Annotated in this window: 20 protein-coding genes; 9 read left to right on the forward strand and 11 right to left on the reverse strand. The window is 73.1% G+C overall.

Annotated features, from left to right (window positions below; genetic code table 11):
• The first annotated feature begins 28 nt into the window (after positions 1–28).
• Together FMM08_RS10525 and FMM08_RS10530 are read left to right on the forward strand one after the other, a co-directional pair.
• Positions 29–961, forward strand: coding sequence for a carbohydrate ABC transporter permease (locus FMM08_RS10525; RefSeq protein ID WP_222710640.1), 933 nt, complete (start codon positions 29–31; stop codon positions 959–961).
• Positions 961–1,788 carry a carbohydrate ABC transporter permease gene (locus tag FMM08_RS10530; RefSeq protein ID WP_147926360.1) on the forward strand — a complete coding sequence of 276 codons (828 nt, stop codon included), beginning with the start codon at positions 961–963 and terminating at the stop codon, positions 1,786–1,788. Before FMM08_RS10525 ends, FMM08_RS10530 begins: the two co-directional genes overlap by 1 nt.
• Before the next feature lie 43 nt (positions 1,789–1,831).
• Here the strand turns inward: FMM08_RS10530 and FMM08_RS10535 are convergent, their stop codons facing one another.
• Positions 1,832–2,530 (reverse strand): YwaF family protein, encoded by a 699-nt coding sequence (locus tag FMM08_RS10535; RefSeq protein WP_147926297.1) that lies wholly within the window; start codon positions 2,528–2,530, stop codon positions 1,832–1,834.
• 10 nt (positions 2,531–2,540) lie between these two features.
• Entirely contained in the window at positions 2,541–4,538 is a 1,998-nt protein-coding gene (locus tag FMM08_RS10540; RefSeq protein WP_147926298.1) for a heparinase II/III domain-containing protein, read from the reverse strand.
• A gap of 17 nt (positions 4,539–4,555) precedes the next feature.
• Between FMM08_RS10540 and FMM08_RS10545 the strand changes: the two genes are divergently transcribed.
• On the forward strand, positions 4,556–5,287 hold the full coding sequence (locus FMM08_RS10545) for a type 1 glutamine amidotransferase family protein (protein ID WP_147926299.1): 732 nt from the start codon (positions 4,556–4,558) through the stop codon (positions 5,285–5,287).
• Here FMM08_RS10545 and FMM08_RS10550 read toward each other — a convergent pair.
• The 3 genes from FMM08_RS10550 to FMM08_RS10560 all read right to left on the reverse strand — a co-directional run bounded on the left by FMM08_RS10550 (position 5,268) and on the right by FMM08_RS10560 (position 8,019).
• Complete coding sequence (locus FMM08_RS10550) at positions 5,268–6,230, reverse strand: hypothetical protein (protein ID WP_147926300.1); 963 nt, start codon at positions 6,228–6,230, stop codon at positions 5,268–5,270. The genes FMM08_RS10545 and FMM08_RS10550 overlap by 20 nt on opposite strands.
• Positions 6,227–6,886 carry a MerR family transcriptional regulator gene (locus FMM08_RS10555; RefSeq protein WP_147926301.1) on the reverse strand — a complete coding sequence of 220 codons (660 nt, stop codon included), beginning with the start codon at positions 6,884–6,886 and terminating at the stop codon, positions 6,227–6,229. The genes FMM08_RS10550 and FMM08_RS10555 overlap by 4 nt, the downstream gene beginning before the upstream one ends.
• A gap of 77 nt (positions 6,887–6,963) precedes the next feature.
• Positions 6,964–8,019 carry a LacI family DNA-binding transcriptional regulator gene (locus tag FMM08_RS10560; RefSeq protein ID WP_147926361.1) on the reverse strand — a complete coding sequence of 352 codons (1,056 nt, stop codon included), beginning with the start codon at positions 8,017–8,019 and terminating at the stop codon, positions 6,964–6,966.
• A 311-nt stretch (positions 8,020–8,330) separates the two neighbouring features.
• Here FMM08_RS10560 and FMM08_RS10565 point away from each other — a divergent pair, with 311 nt between their 5' ends.
• Both FMM08_RS10565 and FMM08_RS10570 read left to right on the forward strand, forming a co-directional pair.
• On the forward strand, positions 8,331–9,962 hold the full coding sequence (locus FMM08_RS10565; RefSeq protein ID WP_147926302.1) for an alpha-N-arabinofuranosidase: 1,632 nt from the start codon (positions 8,331–8,333) through the stop codon (positions 9,960–9,962).
• A gap of 66 nt (positions 9,963–10,028) precedes the next feature.
• Positions 10,029–11,633 (forward strand): alpha-N-arabinofuranosidase, encoded by a 1,605-nt coding sequence (locus tag FMM08_RS10570; RefSeq protein ID WP_147926303.1) that lies wholly within the window; start codon positions 10,029–10,031, stop codon positions 11,631–11,633.
• Between the two features lie 90 nt (positions 11,634–11,723).
• On the opposite strand, the gene FMM08_RS10575 is transcribed toward FMM08_RS10570, so the two are convergent.
• From FMM08_RS10575 to FMM08_RS10600, 6 genes are all read right to left on the reverse strand, one after another.
• Positions 11,724–13,304: an alpha-L-fucosidase gene (locus tag FMM08_RS10575; protein ID WP_147926304.1), complete on the reverse strand. Its 1,581-nt coding sequence runs from the start codon at positions 13,302–13,304 to the stop codon at positions 11,724–11,726.
• On the reverse strand, positions 13,301–14,695 hold the full coding sequence (locus FMM08_RS10580) for an alpha-L-fucosidase (RefSeq protein WP_147926305.1): 1,395 nt from the start codon (positions 14,693–14,695) through the stop codon (positions 13,301–13,303). The genes FMM08_RS10575 and FMM08_RS10580 overlap by 4 nt, the downstream gene beginning before the upstream one ends.
• A gap of 73 nt (positions 14,696–14,768) precedes the next feature.
• Positions 14,769–15,701 (reverse strand): carbohydrate ABC transporter permease, encoded by a 933-nt coding sequence (locus FMM08_RS10585; RefSeq protein ID WP_147926306.1) that lies wholly within the window; start codon positions 15,699–15,701, stop codon positions 14,769–14,771.
• On the reverse strand, positions 15,691–16,635 hold the full coding sequence (locus FMM08_RS10590) for a carbohydrate ABC transporter permease (RefSeq protein ID WP_147926307.1): 945 nt from the start codon (positions 16,633–16,635) through the stop codon (positions 15,691–15,693). Before FMM08_RS10590 ends, FMM08_RS10585 begins: the two co-directional genes overlap by 11 nt.
• A gap of 48 nt (positions 16,636–16,683) precedes the next feature.
• Positions 16,684–17,937, reverse strand: coding sequence for an ABC transporter substrate-binding protein (locus tag FMM08_RS10595; protein ID WP_147926308.1), 1,254 nt, complete (start codon positions 17,935–17,937; stop codon positions 16,684–16,686).
• A 137-nt stretch (positions 17,938–18,074) separates the two neighbouring features.
• Positions 18,075–18,776: a FadR/GntR family transcriptional regulator gene (locus FMM08_RS10600; RefSeq protein ID WP_147926309.1), complete on the reverse strand. Its 702-nt coding sequence runs from the start codon at positions 18,774–18,776 to the stop codon at positions 18,075–18,077.
• 235 nt (positions 18,777–19,011) lie between these two features.
• Here FMM08_RS10600 and FMM08_RS10605 point away from each other — a divergent pair, with 235 nt between their 5' ends.
• The 4 genes from FMM08_RS10605 to FMM08_RS10620 all read left to right on the forward strand — a co-directional run.
• A complete protein-coding gene (locus FMM08_RS10605; protein ID WP_255472260.1) occupies positions 19,012–20,346 on the forward strand; it encodes an enolase C-terminal domain-like protein in 1,335 nt (444 codons plus the stop codon).
• Positions 20,333–21,325: an amidohydrolase family protein gene (locus FMM08_RS10610; RefSeq protein ID WP_222710642.1), complete on the forward strand. Its 993-nt coding sequence runs from the start codon at positions 20,333–20,335 to the stop codon at positions 21,323–21,325. Before FMM08_RS10605 ends, FMM08_RS10610 begins: the two co-directional genes overlap by 14 nt.
• A gap of 9 nt (positions 21,326–21,334) precedes the next feature.
• Positions 21,335–21,796, forward strand: a complete 462-nt coding sequence (locus tag FMM08_RS10615; RefSeq protein ID WP_147926310.1) for an RbsD/FucU domain-containing protein — start codon at positions 21,335–21,337, stop codon at positions 21,794–21,796.
• A 20-nt stretch (positions 21,797–21,816) separates the two neighbouring features.
• Positions 21,817–22,215: alcohol dehydrogenase catalytic domain-containing protein (locus FMM08_RS10620; protein WP_147926311.1), on the forward strand; the 399-nt coding region annotated here is incomplete at its 3' end.

Consider the following 22,215-nt stretch of genomic DNA (forward strand, 5'->3'; position numbering starts at 1 on the left):
CACGTCCGCACCCACTCCAGGAGGAGCCGTGGCCAGCACCACGACAGCGCTCCCGCCGGTGCCCCCACCACCGGCCAGCCAGCCGCGGGCGACCCGCCGCGGGCGCCGAGGCAGCCCCTACCCCAGCTGGTTCTACCTCCCGGCGGCGGTGATCTACGTGGGGATCTTCCTGCTGCCGACGTTCGCGTCGTTCTACTTCAGCCTCACCCGCTGGAACTTCAACAGCTCGGAGTTCATCGGGCTCGAGAACTTCGTGCAGTTCTTCCGCGAGCCCGCACTGGTCAAGGGCTTCGTCAACACCCTCGTGTACGGCGTGGTGACGTCCACCCTCAAGGTGGTCCTCGGCATGGCCCTCGGCGTGCTGCTGACCAGCCAGATCATCGGCCGCGGCTACCTGCGGTCCGTGGTGTTCTTCCCCGTGCTCGTCTCCACCATCGGCGTGGGGATCACCTTCACCGCCCTCATGAACCCCACCCGCGGACTCATCAACCAGGTCATCGGCCTGGTCGGTGTCACCGGTCCCGGGTGGCTGACCGACCCCCAGATCGCCCTGCTGTCCGTGGCGCTGGTGGACGTGTGGAAGGGCGTGGGCCTGGCCACCGTCATCTACATCGCCGGCATCGTCTCGATCCCGCAGGAGTACACCGAGGCCGCCGCCGTCGACGGCGCCTCCGCCTGGCAGCGCTTCCGCAACGTCACGCTGCCGCTGTCGTGGCCCGCCACCTCCACCGTGGTCACCCTCAGCCTCATCGGCGGGCTGCGGTCCTTCGACCTCATCTGGGCGATGACGCGCGGCGGCCCGGGCTTCACCTCCGACGTCATCGCCTCGGTGATCTACAAGCAGTACCAGGCGGGCTTCTACGGCCTGTCCACCGCCGGCAACGTCGTCCTGTTCCTCGTCGTCACCGCCGTCGTCGTCCCGCTGACGCGCTGGCTGGCCAAGAAGGAGGTGGCGCTGTGATGCGCACCGCCCAGCGCTGGTGGGTCGGCGCCCTGGCGATCGTGGCCAGCGTCGTCGTCTTCCTCGTGCCGTTCGCGTTCATCGTGCTGCAGGCGGGCAAGGACGCCACGTCCGCCTCGCGGCTGAGCTTCTCGTGGCCGGAGCAGCCGCAGTTCGTCCAGAACTTCGTGGACGTGCTCGAGGCGCGCGACTACATCCTCGTCATCGCGTTCATCAACAGCACGATCCTCACGGTCGTCTCGGTGGCGTTCCTCGTGGTGCTCGGGGCGATGGTGGCCTTCGTGCTGCAGCGGCGGGTCACCCGCTGGACCGGGCTCATCAACTTCCTGGTGCTCGCCGGGCTCATCGTGCCGCCCGCCGTGGTCCCCACCATCTGGGTGCTGCAGGGCATCGGGCTGTTCGGCACCATGCCGGGCCTGATCCTCGTCGAGGTCGCGTTCGGGCTGTCGTTCTCGGTGCTGCTGTTCCGGGCGTTCATCTCCTCGATCCCGCGCGAGCTGGACGAGGCCGCGATCATCGACGGCGCCGGGCCGCTGCGCCTCTTCTTCCGCGTGATCATGCCGCTGCTGCGGTCGGTCATCGTGACCGTGGTCGTGGTGCAGTCGGTGGCGGTCTTCAACGACTTCGCCAACCCGCTGTACTTCCTGCCCGGGGAGCAGAACGCCACGGTGCAGCTGACGCTCTTCAACTTCCAGAGCCAGTACAACACCAGCTTCAACCTGCTCTTCATGAACATCCTGCTCATCACCATCCCGCCGCTGGTGATGTACGTGTTCTTCAACCGCCAGATCGTCGCCGGCATGACGTCCGGCGCGGTCAAGGGCTGACGTCGAGCCCAGCTGACGCGGCCGCCGTGCGGCGCCGACCGCGTCAGCTGGGCTCTGCCGCGCTGTGGCGCCGGAGCGCGAACGGCAGCGCCATCAGGGCCCACACCCCCGCGACCAGCAGCGCCTCCCACAGCAGGTAGACCGGCCAGGGGCCCAGCAGGTCCAGCACGGAGGCGCTGCGGGGCTTGGCAGCCAGGTAGCCGTAGTTGGTGCCGAGCGCGGCGTTCAGCGCGCCGACCGCCAGCGCCCACACCACCGTGAGGCCGAGCGACCGCGCCCAGTCCGTCCAGCCGACCCGGATCCCGGTCGCCACGAGCGCTGCGGCGCCCCACACCGTGCCCAGGTGCATCGCCCAGAAGAGGAGGAACACCGGGTCGGGGAAGCCGGTGGCGAGGTCGGGCGTCGCCATCGCCTGCGGCACGAGCGTGAAGCCCCAGAAGTACGTCAGCGCCGCGGCCCACCGCTGCCGCGACCACAGCGCCCACGCCACCACCAGCGAGGCGACGTCGCAGAGCTGCACCGGCAGCGTGCGCCCTACGTCGAAGCTGCCGGGGAGGTTGTAGAGCACCTGCAGGGGCGCGGTGACCGCCAGCAGCGCCACGGCGAGGCCGCGCAGCAGGCGGTCTGCCGCGACACCACCCCGCAGGCGGCGCCCGAGCACCACCAGGACGACCGAGCCCACCGCGCCCACCGCGAGCGCCGCGAGGTGCGAGGCGTCGAAGGGCTCGAAGCCGTCGGACACCCACCGGACGCTAGCGCCCGTGCTCCCGCGCGGCGGTGACCTCGACGCACCCCACCGGCGTGTCGGACAGCTCCAGCCGCAGCCGCGTCAGCCGCTCGCCCCACACGGCGGTGAGCAGCGGGTCGTCCAGGCGGCGCTCCTCCAGCGAGGCTGCGACCGCGTCCCCGCTCCAGGCCAGGCGCACGCGTCCCGCGCCGTCGAGCGCCTCCACCACGGCGCAGCCCCCGTCCAGCGACACCTCACCGGCGAGCACCAGGTGCACAGCGCTCGGCCCGGCCGCCGGAGGCGGCCCCGAGCGGAGCTCCCACGCGTCGTGGAGCTCCCACGCGTCGCTGATGACGACAACGCCGCCGCGCTCGAGCCGCGCGGTGCGCCGCCACGACCGCACCCCGCAGGGCGGGTGCGCCGCCACCAGGTCCAGTGCGAGCCCGGTGGGCTCGTCGTCATCGAGCAGCAGCTCCACGTCGCGGGCGGCGAACGCGCGGCCCACGCCCTGCTCCGCGCCCCGCAGCACCGGCGCGCTGTGCCAGGCGCTGCGCATGGGCCACAGGTCGTAGCGGCGCTCGCCGAAGGTCTTTGCGGTGTACGTGGGGCGGCCCGGGTCGACCACCACGGGCACGCCGTCCAGCGCGACGACCACGCTGCCGACGTCGCAGTGGTTGTGGTGCTCGCCGTTGTCGCCGCCCTTGACCACCAGCGACAGCCCCTGCGAGCTCCCGGCGGCGGGCCTGGCCACGAGCACCTGCACCGACGACAGCCACGACGAGCGCGCCAGGGGGGCGGCAGGCGGGTCGGCCAGCGCCTCCCGCCAGCTGCTGTCGGCGAGCGCCAGCGCCGTCCGGGCCAGGCCGGCGCGCTCGTCGAGCAGCGGCCGGCCCTGCCGCGCGAGCGCGCTGGCCGTCGCCGCCGCGTGCGCGGCGGCGCCCTGGTCGCCCGCGCGACGGCCCGCTGCGAAGAGCGACCACCAGGGCAGCCCGTCCGCCGCGCGGGCGCGGGAGTCGGAGGAGCTCGCGTGCCACGCGCCGCCCAGGTGCAGCGCGCCGGGGAAGCCGGTGGTCGCCCGCAGCCGCGGCACCACGGTCCAGCCCAGCGCTCCGCCGGTGGCCGCGCGCACCACCTCGAGGGCCTCCAGCGCTCGGCAGGCCCCCTCGAACCAGTAGTCGAAGCCCTCGTCGGTGGCGCCGTCCTCCGGCAGCGCCTCCACGTACCGGTCCAGGCCCCGCACGGCGAGCGCCACCGCGAGCGCGCGCTGCGCGCCCTCGTCCCCACCGTCCAGCAGCACGAGCGCGGCCGCCAGGACGTTGCCGTGGATCCACGGGTTCCAGTTGTGCACGTCGCCGTCGAGCCCGCTCCACGGCCAGTCGCGGCGCGTCAGGAAGGAGTCGACCACCCGGCGGCGCACCTCGAGCCGCACCCTCGCGCGCAGCCCGGGCCAGCGGACGTCGAGGCGATCACCCAGCAGGTGGTCGGTCCACGCGAGCTGGCCGGCCACCTCGCCGGCGCCCAGGTCCAGCACCGGCGCTGAGGCGTCCGGCAGCACCGCGCCGGTGCGGCGGCGGGCGTCGTCGTGGGCGGGCCAGCACCAGCTCGACTGCTCGCAGCGCAGGAGCACCCCGTCGGCCACCTCGTCGAGCAGGTCGTGCAGCTGCGGGTGGTCGTCGGGGCAGACGGCGGCGGCCACCACCGCACGGGTGAGCCGGTGGGCGTGGTCGAAGACCAGCTGCTCGTGGGTCGCGCGGTCGCCGTCGCGGTGCACCCGCGCCCACGTGCCGGCGGTCGGCTGCGGCCAGCGCCGGCCGCGTGCGGCGCCGGCGCGGCCCAGCAGCGAGGTCAGCGCGTCGCGGCGCAGCCGATCCCACGGGGCGCGGGCGGCCGCGGGGACGGTGCACCCCCGCAGGTCGAGGCGGGGGAGCGCGGACCGGGGCGGTGCGAGCAGGGCAGCGATCCGCTGCTCGTCCACCGCCCCCCAGGCGGTCTCGAGCGGACGGGTCGACGGCGTCGGCGCCACGGGACCACCATGCCAGCGTGCCCGCCGCCTCCGACCGCTCTGCCGACCGCTCTGCCGACGGTGCTCACGCGCGCGTGGTCGTCCTCGTGGGGCGCGGCCGCTACGAGGACCCCTGGCACGACCACGCCGCCACCGCCCACCGCGTGGCGCTGGAGCTGGCCGCGCCCGGCCGTGCCGTGGAGCTGGTCTCGCTGTTCCCGGGCGCGCTGCGCGAGCAGCTGGCCCGCGACCCGGCGCTCGTCGTCGTCGTCGCCGGCAGCGGTCGGGTGGACGCCGGCTTCGACGGCACCGACGACGACTGGGCGCCCGACCACGCCGCGCTGACGGCCTGGGCCGACGGCGGCGGTCCCCTGCTGGGGCTGCACTGCGCGGCGAACACCTTCACCGACGCACCCCACTGGTCGCGCCTGCTCGGTGGTCGCTGGGTCCCGGGCACCTCCTGGCACCCGCCCCACGGCCCTGCGGCGTTCACGGCGCTGGCGGGCGCCGCGCGGCTGCCGGGCGCCCCGCCGCTCGTGGAGGCCGTGGACGAGCGCTACTGCGACCTCGTGCTGGGCCCCGGGGCCGCTCCCCTGCTCGCCCACGTCGAGGACGGCCGCGAGCAGGTGGTGGCGTGGGCCGTCGAGGACGGCGTGCGACGCGCCGTCTACGACGGGCTCGGTCACGCGGTGGCGTCCTACGACTCGTCGTCGCGGCGGGCGCTGCTGCGCGCCGAGGTGGCCTGGCTGCTCAGGGAGCCACGGGGGTGAGCGCTGCCGCGGCCCCGCAGGCCGCTCGTCGTGCTCGCACGAGGACGACGACGGCGGACGCGGCCAGGGCAGCCGCCGCGGCGGAGGAGACCGCGAGCACCGCGCCGGACGGTGCCACCACGGACTGCCCGACCAGGGCCTGCCACGTCAGCAGCACGAGGGTCGCCGCCCACCCGGCGCTGGCCACGGCCACCAGCTCCAGGCGCACCCGGGGCGTGAGCAGCGCTGCCGCCGCGGGCCAGCGGCGCGCGGCGAGGGACAGCGCCAGCACCAGCAGCGGCAGCACCTGCAGGGCGTGCATCCCCACGAAGTGCGGCACGCGCAGGTCGCCCGCGACGGTGCTCCACCCCAGCAGCGGGAGCCCCGGCCCGCCGTCGGAGGCGCCCACGGTGTGCGCGCCGGAGATGCCGCGGAAGTCCGCCAGCTGCGCGGACGTCGGCGACGTCATGAGGAACGCCACCGCCATGCCGGCCAGGGCGATGACGACGCCGGCGCGCACCGCGAGGTCGAAGGCGGCGTCGCCGGAGGGGTTGCGCCACAGCAGCACCCCGACCACCGCGGTGATCAGCCAGACCGCCGCGATGCTCACGCCCATGACCGCGAACGCCGCCGCGTGGGCCGGGGTGGAGACGTTGAAGTGGCTCGTCGTCCCCAGGGCCGCGGCGCCCAGGATGATCACCATCTCCACGACGAGCAGCGCACCCGCCACGGCGGCGAGGGCGCCGGCGAGTCGACGACCGCGCTGCAGCCGCGTGAGCAGCCACGCGAGGGTGACCGCGTAGAGCGCGATCGACAGCTCGAACTTCAGCGGCTTGGCCCAGCCGTTCACGCCGGTGAGCTGCACCGGGTCGGCGACGGCCAGCACGGCCGTCGGGACGGCGAGCAGGAGCATCGCCGCCGCGACCCACAGCAGGGGTGAGCGGCGCAGGGCGGACGCGGTCATGACGGCTCCTCGGCTGACGGGCTGCTGGTCTGGTGGACGGGGCGGGTGACGCGGGCGACGTGCTCCTGCGCGATGCGGCGCAGCCCCGCGACGAGCGCGTCGCCGAGGACGGTGCCGACCACCACGGTCTCGGCGCTGCGGTCGCGGTCGGCGGCGTCGGGCCAGACGCGGGCGAGGTCGGCGCGGGCGACCACCTCCGCGGCCCGCGCGTACTCGCCGAGGCTGTCGAAGAGGTCCTTGCGGCCCAGGGCCACCCAGCTGTCGAGCACCGCCGCCGCCTGGGGGAGGCCGGGGTTGCCGTCCTCGACCTCCCACCCCATCGAGCGGACGACGTGCTCGACGGCCGCCAGCGACGGGGCGGAGGGCTCCCACGGCGCTGCGTGGCCGGGCAGCGCCCGCTGTGCCGCGCCCATCACCTCGGGCAGGCCGGTGCCGGGGTCGTCGACGGCGGCGACCACGGCCCGGACGCGGGCGATGGGCAGCCCGCCGACGTCGACGAGCGCGCGGACCAGGTGGAGCCTCCGGACGTGCTCCTCGCCGTAGGAGACCTGGTTGTAGCCGGTCTTCTCGGCGGGCGGGAGCAGCCCTTCACGGACGTAGAACTTGATGGTGGCGGGGGCGGTGCCGCTGCGCTCGGCGAGCTCGGAGATGCGCACGGCGATGACGGTAGTAGATAGATAGCGCTACTGTCGATAGTGGCGCTCTCGAAGTGCGCCGGGTGCGGACTGCCGCGTCAGGAGCGCTGCGTGGACTCTCGCTCCACCACGACGAACGGGCTGACGACGCTCTCCGGTGGCGCGCCGCGGTCGGCCATCCGTCGCAGCAGCAGGCGCGCGGTCTCCTCGACGATCACGTCGTGGCCGGGAGAGACGCTGGTCAGCGAGGGGACGGTGTACGCGGCGTCCTCGACGTCGTCGAACCCCGTGACCAGGACGTCGTGCGGGACGCGTCGGCCGGCGTCGGCCAGGGCCCGCAGGGCGCCGATGGCCAGGGCGTCGGTGGCGCAGACGAGACCGTCCAGGTCCGGGTCGCGGGCGAGCGCCTCCCGCGCCAGCGCCGCTCCAGCGGCCAGGCTGCTGCGCAGGGCGGGCAGGCCGGTGACGCGGGCGCCGGGCACCTCGGCCACGGCGCGGTGCACGCCGAGCGCCCGCAGGCGGAACGCGTCGGACGGACGCTGCGCTCCAGGGGTCCGCTCGCCGCTGCGGTCGTCGTCGTCCTCGTCGTCGTCGCCGAGGGGCTCCGCGTCCGGCATGCCCAGCGCCACGAGCCGGCGGCACCCGCGGTCCAGCAGCAGGCGCGTGACGGCCGCCGCGCCGGCGGTGTTGGCCATCTCGACGTGGTCGAAGCGGCGCACGTCCTGCCGCTCACCCAGGACGACGACGGGGAGGTCGCCGGCGAGGGAGGCGACGGCGTCGGGGTCCAGGCCGACCGCCGACAGCACCAGCCCGTCGTAGGCGCTCACCCGGGACGTGGTGATGGCGGCCAGCTCGCCCTCGCGACTGGCTCCGGTCTGCTCGACCACCACGCGTAGCCCCTCGGAGGCGAGGCGGGTGATGAGGCGGGACGCCAGCAGGCCGAAGTAGTGGCTGTCGACCTCCGGCACGGCCAGGCCGATGATGCCCGTGCGGCCGCGCCGCAGGCTCTGCGCGGCGGTGTTCACGCGGTAGCCGGTGCGCTCGACCACCTCGAGGACGCGCCGGCGCGTCTCCTCGCTGACGTTGCTGCGCCCGGCCAGCACGTTGGACACCGTCATCGACGACACCCCGGCCGCCTCGGCGACGTCGCGCATGGTCGTCACCGGCCACCTCCCTCGTCCGTGGCCGAGTCTGCTCGACCTCCGTCTTGACAGTCTGCAGCGGGATTGCTTGTATCGATAAACGGCCACCGCCCGCAACGTCGCACCGCAAGGGTCCGCCCCCGCGAGCCCCGCGCCGCTGCCCGCTGCTGGTAGGGCCGGTCGGCCCGCGAGGGCCCCGAGACGGCCCACCCGGCGGTCGTGCCCCGTTGCGGGCGCCGGGTGGGTCACCACGGCGGCAGCGCCGCGTGCCGGTCGGGGCCGTCGTCGGCCGACCCGACCGGCACCGACGGAGGAGCCCGACCATGACCAGCCCTTCCACCAGCCAGCCCCGCACGGTCGAGGGCGTCGTCGACCTCGACCTGCCCGGCCACACCATCAGCCGCCACGTCTACGGCCACTTCGCCGAGCACCTCGGCCGCTGCATCTACGGCGGCTTCTACGTCGGTGAGGACTCACCCATCCCCAACGAGGGCGGCATCCGCCTGGACGTCGTGGAGGCGCTGCGCGCGCTGGACATCCCCAACCTGCGCTGGCCGGGGGGCTGCTTCGCCGATGACTACCACTGGAAGGACGGCATCGGCCCCCGCGAGCAGCGCCCCACCATGGTGAACAGCCACTGGGGCGACGTGGTGGAGGACAACTCCTTCGGCACCCACGAGTTCATGGCCCTGTGCGAGCTGCTGGGCACCGAGCCGTACATCTCGGCCAACGTCGGCTCCGGCACGGTGGCCGAGGCGAGCGACTGGGTGCAGTACCTCACCCGCGCCGACGCCTCGCCGATGGCCGCGCTGCGCCGCGCCAACGGACGTGAGGAGCCGTGGAAGGTCCGCTTCTGGGGCCTGGGCAACGAGCCGTGGGGCTGCGGCGGTCGGATGAGCGCCGAGGCCTACGGGGAGCTGGCCCGCACCTTCGGCACGTACAGCCGGGACATGGGTGACAACACGCTCTACCGGATCGCCGCCGGTGCGGCCAACGCCGACTACCGCTGGACCGAGGTCCTCATGAAGGCCCTGGGTCGCGGCCTCGGAGGTGCCGAGGACCCGGGCTTCGGCAACCACGCCTACCAGGCGATCTCCTTCCACTGCTACACGGTGGCGGGGAGCTGGGAGCACAAGGGCAGTGCCACCGAGTTCGACCTCGACGAGTACTACTCGACGGTGCTGCAGGCCCAGCGGATCGAGGAGGTCCTCGCCGGGCACGCCCGCGTCATGGACGTCTACGACCCGCAGCGGCAGGTCGGCCTGGTGCTGGACGAGTGGGGCACCTGGTTCGACGTCGAGCCCGGCACCAACCCGGGGTTCCTGTTCCAGCAGAACGCGCTGCGGGACGCTCTGGTGGCGAGCGTGCACTTCGACGCGTTCCACCGCCACGCCGACCGCCTGGTGATGGCGAACATCGCCCAGACGGTCAACGTGCTGCAGGCGATGATCCTCACCGACGAGGACAGCGGCGCCCTGGTGCTGACGCCCAGCTACCACGTGTTCGAGATGAACAAGGGCCACCACGACGCCGCCCACCTGCCGGTCCACCTGCGCGGTGAGGTGCCGACCCGGACCGTGCCCGACGTCCGCGGGCTCGGCGGCCACGGCCCGTCCGGGCACGGCATCTACGAGCGCGGTCCCGCCGACCTCACCACGGTGTCGCTCTCCGCCAGCGCCAAGGACGGCCGCGCGCTGTTCTCCCTCACCAACCTCGACGCCGAGCAGGCCGTGACCGTGCGGCTCACCGTGCGCGGCACCGCCGCCGGCGCTCCCACCGCCCGCCTGCTCACCGCCGGTGCGGTGCAGGCGCACAACACCCCGGCGCAGCTGGAGGCCGTCGCACCGCGCGACCACACCAGCAGCGTCCGCCTCGAGGGCGCACCCGGCGCCCAGACCCTCGTCGTGGAGCTCCCCGCGCACTCCTTCGCCACCGTGGAGCTGCCCACCGCCTGACCGCACCAACCCTCCGACTCCCGCTCGCACGCTGCGAGCGCCCGCCCCCTTCCTGAGGAGCGACCCTTGAGCACCACCCCGAACACCGCAGCGCCCGCCGTCGTCGTCGAAGGCGTCATCGACCTCGACCTTCCCGGCCACACCATCAGCCGCCACGTCTACGGCCACTTCGCCGAGCACCTCGGCCGCTGCATCTACGGCGGCTTCTACGTCGGTGAGGACTCACCCATCCCCAACGAGGGCGGCATCCGCCTGGACGTGGTGGAGGCGCTGCGCGCGCTGGACATCCCCAACCTGCGCTGGCCGGGGGGCTGCTTCGCCGACGACTACCACTGGAAGCACGGGATCGGGCCCCGTGACCAGCGACCCCGCATGGTCAACAGCCACTGGGGCGACGTGGTGGAGGACAACTCCTTCGGCACCCACGAGTTCATGGCCCTGTGCGAGCTGCTGGGCACCGAGCCGTACATCTCGGCCAACGTCGGCTCCGGCACCGTGGAGGAGACCAGCGACTGGGTGCAGTACCTCACCCGCGGCGACGACTCGCCCATGGCCGACCTCCGCCGTGCGAACGGCCGCGACGAGCCGTGGAAGGTCACCTACTGGGGCCTGGGCAACGAGCCCTGGGGCTGCGGCGGCAACATGAGCGCCGAGGCCTACGCGGCCCTGGCCCGCCAGTTCGCCACGTACAGCCGCGACATGGGCGACAACAAGCTCTACCGGATTGCCGCGGGCGCCACGAACGCCGACTACCGCTGGACCGAGGTGCTCATGAAGGCGCTCGGCCGGGCGCTGGGCGACGGCGAGGTGCTCGGGCACGGCAACTCGAGCTTCCAGGCGATCTCCTTCCACTGCTACACCGTGGCCGGGCCCTGGGAGCGCAAGGGGAGCGCCACGGACTTCGACACCGACGAGTACTACGCCGTCATGGCGCAGGCGCAGCGCATCGAGGGCGTGCTCGCCGGGCACGCGAAGGTCATGGACGCCTACGACCCCGACAAGCGCGTCGGCCTGGTGCTGGACGAGTGGGGCACCTGGTTCGACGTCGAGCCCGGCACCAACCCGGGGTTCCTGTTCCAGCAGAACGCGCTGCGGGACGCTCTGGTGGCGAGCGTGCACTTCGACGGCTTCCACCGCCACGCCGACCGCCTGGTGATGGCGAACATCGCCCAGACGGTCAACGTGCTGCAGGCGATGATCCTCACCGACGAGGACAGCGGCGCCCTGGTGCTGACGCCCAGCTACCACGTGTTCGAGATGAACAAGGGCCACCAGGACGCTGCGCACCTGCCGGTGCACCTGCGCGGCGCGGCCCCGACGCGGACCGTGGCGGGCGTGGTCGGCATCGGGGGGCACGTCCCCGACCGCAGCGACGTCGAGCTCACCACCGTCTCGGTGTCAGCCAGCACGAAGGACGGCGCGGCGCTCGTCTCGCTGACCAACCTCGACGCCGAGGCGCCGGTGACCGTGCGACTCGACCTGCGCGGGGTGGCCGTGGGGGAGCTGACCGCCCGCCTGCTCACCGCCGACGCGCCGCAGGCGCACAACACGCCGCAGCAGGACGACGCGGTGGCCCCGCGCGCCTTCGACGGCGCCCGCGTGGAGGACGGCGTGCTCGTCGTCGAGCTGCCGGCGCACTCGTTCGCCACGGTGTCCCTGCCCCTGGTCTGACGGGGCCCGCCTCCCACGCAGGTGGCCGACCCCCCGTGATCACGGTGATCACGGCGGGTCGGCCACCTGCTGCACCCAGGCCGCGACGGGTCAGCCGCCGCCCTCGCCCTCGGGCAGCAGCAGCGCCCGCGGCGCCGGCGCCGCCGGGTCGGGCAGCACGAGCTTGAGGGCGAACCCGGGGACCGCCTCCACGGCCGCTGGCAGCGGTGAGGGCAGCACCACCTCGAGGGCGTCGTCGGTGCGGCGCACCTCCAGCGGGGTCGGGTGCCCCAGCAGGCGCACGTCGCCCAGGTCCCGCACCGCCAGCGACGACGCACCCCCGAGCGAGCGGATGCGCACCACGTCGTCCTCGGGCCTCACCATGCCCATCGCGTACAGCGACGTCTGGCCCACCTCGGCCCGCTGCGTGAAGCGCAGGTCGGCGGCGGTGAACGGCAGCGAGGCGGAGTCGGTGAAGGACCCCTCCGGCACCGCCGTCGGGCCCTCACCGGGCACGCGCCACGGCCGGGTGCCGTACACGGCCTCCCCGTTGACCGTCAGCCACGCGCCGAGGCCCTCCAGGAGCGCGGCCTCCTCGGCGGGGATGGTCCCGTCGGGCTTGGGCCCGATGTTGAGCAGGAGGCAGCCGTTCTTGGCGACCACGTCGACCAGCTCTCCGACCAGGTCCACGGGGTTCTTCCACTCGTGGCCCTCGATCCACCCCCACGAGGTGCGCGAGACCGAGGTGTCGTTCTGCCACGGGCGCTCCTGCACGTCGGCCATGCCGCCGCGCTCCACGTCCAGCACCGCGGTGCCCTCGCGGAAGGCCTCCCACTTGTACTGCAGCACCACGCCGCGGCCCCACTGCGCGGCCCGGTTGTAGTAGTAGGCCGCCAGCATCCGCCGGTACGGCTCGAACGCGGGGTGCTCGATCCACCAGTCGAACCACAGCACCTGCGGGCGGTAGGCGTCGATGATGCGCACGGTGCGCAGCAGCCAGTCCTCGAGGTAGGCCTCGTTCGGGCCCGCCGCCTGCGGCATCGCCGGGCCGTACAGGTCGGCGAAGTCCGGGTCGTCGCGGACGTCGGAGGCGAACGCACGCCCCGGGTGGAAGAAGAACCAGTGCTCCGCGCGGTGGCTGGAGGCCCCACGGACGATCCACTGGTCGTCGCACGCGTCGAGGACGTCGCCGAGCACGTCGCGCTTCGGACCGACCTTCGTGGCGTTCCAGCGGGTGCGCGGCTCGTCGTACATCGGGAAGCCGTCGTGGTGCTCGGCCACCGGGACCACGAACTGCGCGCCCGCCCGCCGGAACAGCCGCGCCATCCCGGCCGGGTCGAAGGCGTCCATGGTGAAGCGCGGCAGGAAGTCCTTGTAGCCGACCTCGGCGTGGTCACCGTGGACCTCGCGGTGGTGGGCGTGCTCAGGGGTGCCCTGCTGGTACATGCGCCGCGGGTACCACTCGTTGCCGAACGCCGGCACCGAGTAGGCGCCCCAGTGCATGAAGATCCCGAACTTCGCGTCGCGGAACCAGTCGGGCACCTCGTAGGCGGCCAGCGACTCCCACGTGTCCGTGAAGGGTCCCGCGTCGATCACCTCGCGCACCGCGTCCAGCGCCGCCTGCGTGTCGGGGACCTCGACGGGGGCTGGGACCCAGCTGCGGTCGGTGGCGCTCGTGCTCTCGGTCGTCATGCGCGTGCTCCTCGGGCGGTGGTCAGGTCGAAGGCCACGACGGCGGGCCCGTGCTGGGTGGCGGAGGCGGGGACGTCGACGACGACCGAGCCCGCACCGCCGGAGCCCTCGCGGGCGGTGACGGCCGTGCCGTCGAGCAGGTGTGCGCTGCCGAGGTCCACCGCGCTCGCCGTGAGCGGCAGCTCCACCTCGCCGCGGGCGTCCACGACGGCGTTGAGGGCGTCCCCGGAGCGCGTCCAGCGGATCCAGGTCGCGCCGCTGCCGTCGTCGTCGTGGCCCTGGTGCCCGCTGGGGCGGGCGACGGAGGCGTCGACCGTCGTCGTGCCGTGCACGGCGGCGCTGTTGACGGCCATCCAGTCGGCCAGGCCCTCCAGGCACCGGCGCTGCAGCTCGGGGATCTGACCGGACGCCGTGGGGCCGACGTCGAGCAGGAGGTTGCCGCCGCGGCTGACCACGTCGAGCAGGTGCTTCACGGCGCCGGGTCCGTCCAGGTGGTGCTCGGGGCCCTCGACCCGGTTGTAGCCGAAGGAGTAGCCGATGCCGCGGCAGTTCTCCCACGCGCCGGACTCCAGGTCCCGGCCCTGCTGGTACTCGCTGGTGCGGAAGTCCCAGTGGGTCTGCCCGAACCTGTCGTTGACCACGCCGTCGGGCACGGCCGCGTAGTACTCGTCCAGCACGTGGGCGAAGGACAGCGGACCGTCGGGCTTGCCGGCGTCTGGCCAGTTGATGTCGCCCCAGAGCACGTCGGGGGCGTAGCGCTCGACGAGGTCGCGCACGTGGGCGTTGGCGTAGGCGGTGTACGCCTCGTCCTGGGGGCGCTTGTCCTCGCCGATGTCGGAGACGATGGGGCCGAAGTCGGCCACGTCCCAGTCGAGGCCGCCGGAGTAGTACGTGCCGAACCGCATCCCGGCGCGGCGCGTGGCGGCGGCGAGGTCACCGACCAGGTCGCGCTGCGGGCCGCGCGCCACGGTGTTGCGGGGGGTGCCGGGGGCCTCCCACAGGCAGATGCCGTCGTGGTGCTTGGTGGTGGGGACGACGTAGCGGGCCCCGGCGCGGGCGAACAGCGCGGCCCACTCGTCGGGGTCGAACTCCTCGGCCTTCCACACGTCGAGGAAGTCGTCGTACGGGGCGCCGCCGAAGACCTCCCGGTGGTGCTCCGCCGCGGGGGAGCCCTCGATGCGGATGGTGTTGTAGTACCACTCGGCGTAGGGGTTGTGCTTCATCCAGGTGAACCGCTCGATGGTGCCGAGCTCGCCGATCGGTTCGGCCCAGGCGGGCACCGAGTAGGCGCCCCAGTGGATGAAGATGCCGAGCTTGGCCTGGGAGAACCAGGCGGGGACGGGCCGCTCGAAGCGCTGGTAGAGCTCCGTGCGGGAGTCGTCGGAGAACACGGGGGAGGACCTCCGGTGGTGGTGCGGATCCGGTCTGCGGGGGCGCGCCGGGGCGGGGTCGACCGCTGGTCGGTCAGCGGCCGCCGAGCCCCGACAGGGCGATGCCCTTGACGAGGTAGCGCTGCAGGAGCAGCACCAGCAGCGCGGTGGGGGCCATCGAGATGGTGGCTGCGGCCATGAGCAGGTTCCACGCCTGGCCGTTCTGGCCCAGGAAGAGGTTGAGGCCCAGCGGCACGGTGGTGGTGGTGACGTCGTTCGTGACGATCAGCGGCCACAGGAAGCTGTTCCAGTAGGTGATGAAGGTGAAGACCGCCAGCACAGCGAACGCCGGCGCGGCGATCGGCACGATGATCTGCGTGAGGATGCGCCAGTGTCCGGCGCCGTCGATGCGCGCCGACTCCTCCAGCTCCTTGGGGATGGTGAGGAAGAACTGGCGCAGCAGGAACGTGCCGAAGGCGGTGAACGCCCAGGGGAGGATCAGCGCCTGGAAGGTGTTGATCCACCCGAGCTGGTTCATGATCAGGAACATCGGGACGACGACGACCTCCTGCGGCACCATGAGCGTGCCCAGGTAGACGAGGAACAGCGAGTCGCGCCCCTTGAACCGCAGCCGCGCGAAGGCGTAGGCGGACAGCGCCGAGGTGACCAGGGTGATGACGGTGCCCGTGACGGCCACGAACGCCGTGTTGAGCATGAACCGGCCGAACGGCAGGAAGTCGAGCGCGTCGCTGTAGTTGCTGAACAGCAGGCTCTCCCCGAACAGCTTCGGGGGCGTGGTGAAGATCTCTCCAGCGCTCTTGAGGCTGGACAGGACCATCCAGGCCAGGGGGGCGAGGAAGACCAGCAGCGCCAGCGTCAGCAGCAGCTGGGAGACGACGGGCGGGCGCTTCTTGCGGTTCTGGGGGACGAGGCCACCCGCGGAGCCGCCGGAGTCGGGGGTGCCGGCGCCGGTGCCGTCGTCGGCGCTCAGCGCTGCCGACCTCGTGCCGAGGGCCTCACTGGTCATAGTGCACCCACTTCTTCTGGCCGAGGAACTGGATGGCGGTGAGCGCCATGATGATCACGAAGAGCACCCACGCGATGGCCGAGGCGAAGCCGAGCCTGAAGTTCTGGAAGCCGGACTGGTACAGGTACATGACCAGCGTGGTGGTGCTGTTGCCCGGCCCGCCGCCGGTGAGGATGTACGGCTGCACGAACACCTGGAACGAGCTGATCAGCGTCAGCACGGTGGCGAAGAAGAGCGACGGGCTCATCAGCGGCAGCACCACGGAGAAGAACTGCCGCACGGGGCCGGCGCCGTCGATCGCGGCGGCCTCGGTCAGCGAGGGCGGCACCGCGTCCAGCGCCGCGGAGAAGACGAGCAGGTTGTAGCCGAACCCCTGCCAGACCGACATGAGGACGACGGCGGGCAGCGCCCACGCGCTCGACCCGAGGAAGTTGGGGGCGCTGACCCCGAACAGGGTCTGGAAGACGCTGTCGATGAGCCCGCGCGGGGTGTACAGCAGGCCGAACACCACCGCGTTGCCCACCATGGGCGTCACCGCCGGCACGAAGAAGAGCACCCGGTAGTAGCGCCGCCCGATGATGCGCGGGGAGATCCACACCGCCAGGCCCATCGACACCACGATGTTGACGGGCACGTACAGCAGCACGAACACGGCCGTGTTGAGCAGCGCCGTCTTGAACACGGGGTCGGTGGTGAAGAGCTCGACGAAGTTCTGGAACCCGACGAAGCTGGGTGTTCCGAGCACCGGCCAGTCGAAGAAGCTCATCACCAGCGAGGCGACGATCGGGAACGCCGTGAACGCGACGAACCCGATCGCTCCCGGCAGCAGGAAGGCCGAGGCGGCGCGACCGTCGCCCCGCTTGGTCCCCCGCGGCGGCGCGGGGGACTCGGACGCAGAGGCGTCGGTGACGCGGACGGCGCCGGTCAGCGCCATGGGACCTCCTCGGGCCGTGACATCGCGGGAGCTGCTCCGTGAGGTCCGTCAGGCCTGCGCCATCACCTGCTTGATGAAGGAGTCGACGTCGGAGTCGCCGTTGAAGCAGGGGACGGCGTACTTGTTCCACTCGTTGTTGACCTGGGTCCACTTGGCGGTGGTGCGGTACCCCTCGGCGGCCTTGATCATGGCGTCCATGACCTCCTGCGCGTCCTGGAGCTTGTTGCCCTCGTACCAGGCGCTCTGCTGAGCCGTGCGCGCCGGGAAGGCGCGCCCGGACTGGCCCAGGTAGGTCTCCGACTCCACGTTGACCAGGCCCGCGGTGGCCTTGGCGGCCAGGTCCTGGTTCTTCGCCTTCGCGGAGACGCCGAAGCCGGAGCCGGCCGTGACGGTCTTGGAGCCGCTCCCGCCGACGGGCATCGGGGCGATGCCCACCTCGAACTTGGCCGTCGCCTTGGCGTTGATGAGGCTCCACGGACCGTCGATGTTCATGGCCGCGTTGCCGGCCAGGAACTGGTTGGTGGCGGCGGCCTGCGAGCCGGCGGCCGGCAGGGGCGAGGCGACCTTCTCGGTGACCACGAGGCTGCGGTACCAGTTGAGGGTGTCGCGCCACTGGTCGTTGTCGATGTCGAGCTCCCCGTCGGAGGTGACGGCCTGCACGCCGTGCTGGCTCATGGCCCACGGGATGATGCTGTCCGGCACCGCGCCGGCGAAGAAGCCGTAGGTGTTGCCGCTGGTGAGCTTCTTGGCCGCGGCGAGGAAGTCGTCCTGGGTCCACCCGATGGCGGGCAGCGCCAGCCCCGCCTGCTCGAAGGCCGTCTTGTTGTAGAAGACCACCAGCGGCCCGAAGTCGTAGGGCAGCGCGAGCAGCTTCCCGTCCACCTTGAGGGCGTCGAGGATGCTGGAGTCGAAGTCGGACTCCGTGACGCCCATCTCCGACAGCTTCGGCGTGAGGTCGGTGAACAGCTGGGCGAACTGCGGGGCGCGCAGCGACTGCACGCTGACGATGTCAGCGGTCTGGCCGCTGGCGGCCTGCGAGGTGAGCTTGGTCCAGTAGTCGTTCCAGGCGGCGGTCTGGAAGGCGATGGTGGAGCCGGAGGCCTTGCCGGCGATGTCGGCCACCTTCTTCCAGGCGTCCACCTCGGCCGTGGAGGCGCTCCACATCTGCCACGTGAGGTTCGTGCCGCCCGAACCGCCGGAGCCTCCGGAGGACGAGCCGCCGCCGCAGGCGGACAGGGCGAGCGCGGCGGCAGCGCCGCCACCGAGGCCGAGCAGCTGCCGGCGCGAGAGGGTGGGTGCCATCGGGGGCCTCCGTGACGACGTCGTCGAGCGATGAGGGGGGATGGAGCGCATCGGACACCCGGGCTGAGGGGCATCAGTGCCCCCCCAGGGCGATACATCCGATGACTGCGCACTCTGCTCGGCTGACGTCGAGCCTGTCAAGCGTCCTGGCGGCGTTTCTCCACGAGGGTCTGGCGCATCCAGGCCTCCACGTTGGCCACGTGCAGCAGCGCAGCGGCCTCTGCGCGGTAGGCGTCGCCGTCGTGGAGCGCGTCGTAGATGGCCCGGTGCTCGTCGATGGTGTGCCGCGCCGAGTCCGCCTCGGTCAGCGCGCGCCAGGCCCTCGCGCGCAGCGTGACGCCCGAGATGCCGCGGAGGATGGCGGCCAGGGCTGCGTTGCCGCTGGCGGTGGCGACCGCGGCGTGGAAGTCGGCGTCGTGGGCGATGAGGTCCTGCTCGTCGGTGGCCGCTTCCATCAGCTGCAGGTGCCGCAGCACCACGGCGAGGTCCTCCGGCTCGCAGCGCATCGCTGCAAGGGCGGTGACCTGCGGTTCTACGACTCTCCGGCACTCCATCAGCTCGAGCATCGACTCCTCCTGCATGAGGTCGACGGCCTCCCCGATGCCCGTGAAGAGCTGCTCGGGCGTCAGTGAGGTGACGAAGGTGCCGTCGCCCCGCTTCACGTCGAGCACGCCCGCTGTGGCGAGCGCGCGGACGGCCTCGCGCAGGCTTGAGCGGCTCACGCCCAGCTGGGCGGACAGGGCGGCCTCCGCCGGGAGCCGCTGCCCCGGCTGCAGGTCACCGCCGCGGATCAGCTCGCGGACCTTCTCGATCGCGGCCTCTGTGAGGGGGGCAGCCACCTCGTCACCTCCGTGCTCGGGCGTCCGGGCTCGTCACCGACGGGTGGCGATCGAGCACCTCCACTCTGCACGTCTGATGTTTCAAGCGTCTAGACATCGGATGACTGAGTCGCTAGCGTCCGTGGAGCGTCGAGGACGACGCCATGGCCGCTGGAACCCCCTCCTGAGCGGGCGAGCCGGTCCGTCCTCTGCCGCGGGTCGCCCCGCCCCGTCCTGATCGCCCTGGAGGTCCGCTGTGCCGTCTGACCCGATCGCTGCCCCGGCGAGGTTCACCGCGCTCGAGGTGCACGACGTGCGCTTCCCGACCTCGGAGCACCTGGACGGGTCGGACGCCATGAACCCCGAGCCGGACTACTCCGCCGCCTACGCGGTCCTGCACACCGACGCCGGGGACGGGTTGGAGGGGCACTCGCTGGCCTTCACCACGGGCCGCGGCAACGACATCCAGTCCGCCGCCATCCAGGCCCTCGAGCAGTGGGTGGTGGGGCGGCGCGTCGACGAGGTCCTGGGCGACCTGGGCGCCTTCTCCCGGGAGATGGTCCACGAGCCCCAGCTGCGCTGGCTCGGCCCGGAGAAGGGCGTCGTCCAGATGGCCGTCGGCGCCGTTCTCAACGCCGCCTGGGACCTGCGCGCCAAGCGCGCCGGGCAGCCGCTGTGGCAGCACCTGGCCCGCCTCGACGTCGAGGAGCTGCTCGACCTCGTCGACTTCCGCTGGCTCACCGACGCCATGACCCGCGCCGAGGCGAAGGCGGTCCTCACCCGGGCGCTGCCGGGCCGCGAGGAGCGCGAGGCCCTGCTGCTGGAGCGCGGCTACCCGGCCTACACGACCACCCCGGGCTGGCTGGGCTACTCCGACGACAAGCTGGAGCGCCTGGCCCGCGAGGCCGTGGCCGACGGCTTCACGCAGATCAAGCTCAAGGTGGGCGCCGACCTCACCGACGACGTCCGCCGCATGAAGGTGGCCCGCGCCGCCGTCGGCGACGACATCAGGATCGCCGTCGACGCCAACCAGCGCTGGGACGTCGGGCAGGCGATCGCGTGGATGCACGCCCTGGCGCCCTACGAGCCGTACTGGATCGAGGAGCCCACCAGCCCCGACGACGTGCTCGGGCACGCCACCGTGCGCCGCGCGGTGCACCCGATCAAGGTGGCGACCGGCGAGCACGTGGCCAACCGCGTGGTGTTCAAGCAGCTGCTGCAGCTGCGCGCCGTCGACGTCGTCCAGATCGACGCCGCCCGCGTGGCGGGCGTCAACGAGAACCTCGCGATCCTGCTGATGGCCGCCCACCACGGCGTGCCCGTCTGCCCGCACGCCGGAGGCGTCGGCCTGTGCGAGATGGTCCAGCACCTCTCGATGACCGACTTCGTGGCGATCTCCGGCACGTGGGCCGACCGCGTGGTGGAGCACGTCGACCACCTGCACGAGCACTTCGTCACACCGGTCCAGCTCGAGCGGGGCCGCTACCGCGCACCGCTCGCGCCCGGCGGTGGTGGCGAGATGCACGCCGCGTCCGTGGCCGACTACACCTTCCCCGACGGCCCGCAGTGGAGGGCGCGTGGCGCCCGCTGACGGCACCCCTGGTCCGGTGGGCGTCCACGGCGCCGGCGACGGCCGCGACGGAGAGGGCGTCCAGCCGCCCGCAGCCGTCCCGGCGGCGCCCGCCGTGGACGCCCACCACCACCTGTGGGACCCAGCCGACCCCGGTCAGGACTGGCTGGCGGCTCCGGAGCACACCGCCATCGACAGGACCTTCACAGCGGACGACCTCCGAGAGGCCGCCGCCGGAGGCGTCGACGGACGCGCGCTGGGCGCCACCGTGGTGGTCCAGTCCGTCTGCACGCTCGCGGAGAGCCGCGCGCTGCTCGCGACGGCCGCGGCCGACCCGCTGCTCGCCGGTGTCGTCGGCTGGGTGGACCTCACCGGCGACGTCGTCGGTCAGCTCGACCAGCTGCGCTCCGGCCCCGGCGGGGAGCTGCTGGTGGGCGTGCGGCACCTCGTGCAGGGGGAGGCCGACCCCTCCTGGGTGCTGCGCGACGACGTGCAGCGCGGCCTGCGGGGGCTGGCCGGCCACGGCCTCGCCTTCGACCTGCTGGTCCGCCAGCCGCAGCGCGCCGCCGGTGTCGAGGGCGCGCGCCGCGCCGCGGAGCACGGGCTGGTGACCGTGCTCGACCACGCCGGGAAGCCCGACGTGCGCCCCGGCGCCCCCTCGGGGGCGCTGGACGCCTGGTGCGACGAGGTGCGGGCCCTCGCCGGGGTGGAGGGCTCGGTCTGCAAGGTGTCGGGCGTGGTCAGCGAGGTGGGCGACGCCGGTCGGGACGACGACGCCGTGCGCCGCGTCCTCGACGTCCTGCTGGACGCCTTCGGCCCGCAGCGCCTGGCCTTCGGCTCCGACTGGCCCGTGTGCCTGCTCACCTCCTCCTGGAGGGGGTGGGCCGACCTCGTGGCCGAGCACGCGGAGCAGCTCGCGCCCGCTGAGCGGGACGCCCTCTTCGGGGAGACGGCCCACCGCGCCTACCGCCTGCCCACCCGAGCCACCAGCACCACCTGAGGAGACCGAGTGATCGCCGGACGACTCGTCCACCCGCCGCTGCTCGCGGCGCTCGCCGCTGCCGGACACGGCGCGACCGTGCTCCTGTGCGACGCGCACTACCCCGCCACCACGGCCGTCGGCCCGAACGCGCAGCGGGTGCACCTCAACCTCGCGCCCGGCCTGCTGGACGCCTCCGCCGTGCTCGACGTGCTGCTCGACGCCCTCCCGGTGGAGGCGGCCGCCGTCATGGTGCCGCCGGACGGGTCCGACTCCGCCGCCGTCACCGCCCACCGGGCTCGGCTCGCGCAGGTCGGAGAGGTGCCCGTCACCGCTCTCGACCGCCACGCGTTCTACGCCGCGGCCAAGGGCGAGGACCTGGCCGTCGTCGTCGTCACCGGTGACGTGCGGCAGTACGCCAACCTGCTGCTGACCGTGGGTGTGCAGGGCGTCTCCGCCGCTGACTCCGCCTCCGGGAAGGCCGTGCTGTGAGCGCCGAGGAGGAGACCCTGATGAGGGCTGCGCAGTACCGCGGTGGCGGAGTGGTGGCCGCCGGGGACGTCGAGCGGCGTCCGCCCGGTCCGGGTGAGGTGGAGGTCGCCCCGGCGTTCACCGGGATCTGCGGCACCGACCTGCACATCGCCGCGGGCCACATGGACGCCCGGGTGAGCATCCCGGCGGTGATCGGGCACGAGACCGCCGGGCGCGTCAGCGCCGTCGGTCAGGGCGTGACGGGGTGGTCGGTGGGGGATGCGGTGACGGTGATGCCGCTGCGCCCGGACGGGACCTGCGCGGCGTGCCGGGCTGGGCACGGGCACGTGTGCGAGGCGATGGACTTCATCGGCATCGACTCACCCGGTGCGCTGGCGCAGCGGTGGGTGGTGCCTGAGCACACCCTGATCGCCCTGCCG

This window comes from Quadrisphaera setariae, from assembly GCF_008041935.1.
Taxonomy (GTDB): Bacteria; Actinomycetota; Actinomycetes; order Actinomycetales; family Quadrisphaeraceae; genus Quadrisphaera; species Quadrisphaera setariae.

Bases quoted from the DNA above. Each gene is read 5' to 3' on its own strand.
- FMM08_RS10530 (WP_147926360.1), top strand. From the start codon at position 961: ATGCGCACCGCCCAGCGCTGGTGGGTCGGCGCCCTGGCGATCGTGGCC.
- FMM08_RS10550 (WP_147926300.1), bottom strand. From the start codon at position 6,230: ATGACCGCGTCCGCCCTGCGCCGCTCACCCCTGCTGTGGGTCGCGGCG.
- FMM08_RS10560 (WP_147926361.1), bottom strand. From the start codon at position 8,019: ATGCGCGACGTCGCCGAGGCGGCCGGGGTGTCGTCGATGACGGTGTCC.
- FMM08_RS10565 (WP_147926302.1), top strand. From the start codon at position 8,331: ATGACCAGCCCTTCCACCAGCCAGCCCCGCACGGTCGAGGGCGTCGTC.
- FMM08_RS10575 (WP_147926304.1), bottom strand. From the start codon at position 13,304: ATGACGACCGAGAGCACGAGCGCCACCGACCGCAGCTGGGTCCCAGCC.
- FMM08_RS10585 (WP_147926306.1), bottom strand. From the start codon at position 15,701: ATGACCAGTGAGGCCCTCGGCACGAGGTCGGCAGCGCTGAGCGCCGAC.
- FMM08_RS10590 (WP_147926307.1), bottom strand. From the start codon at position 16,635: ATGGCGCTGACCGGCGCCGTCCGCGTCACCGACGCCTCTGCGTCCGAG.
- FMM08_RS10595 (WP_147926308.1), bottom strand. From the start codon at position 17,937: ATGGCACCCACCCTCTCGCGCCGGCAGCTGCTCGGCCTCGGTGGCGGC.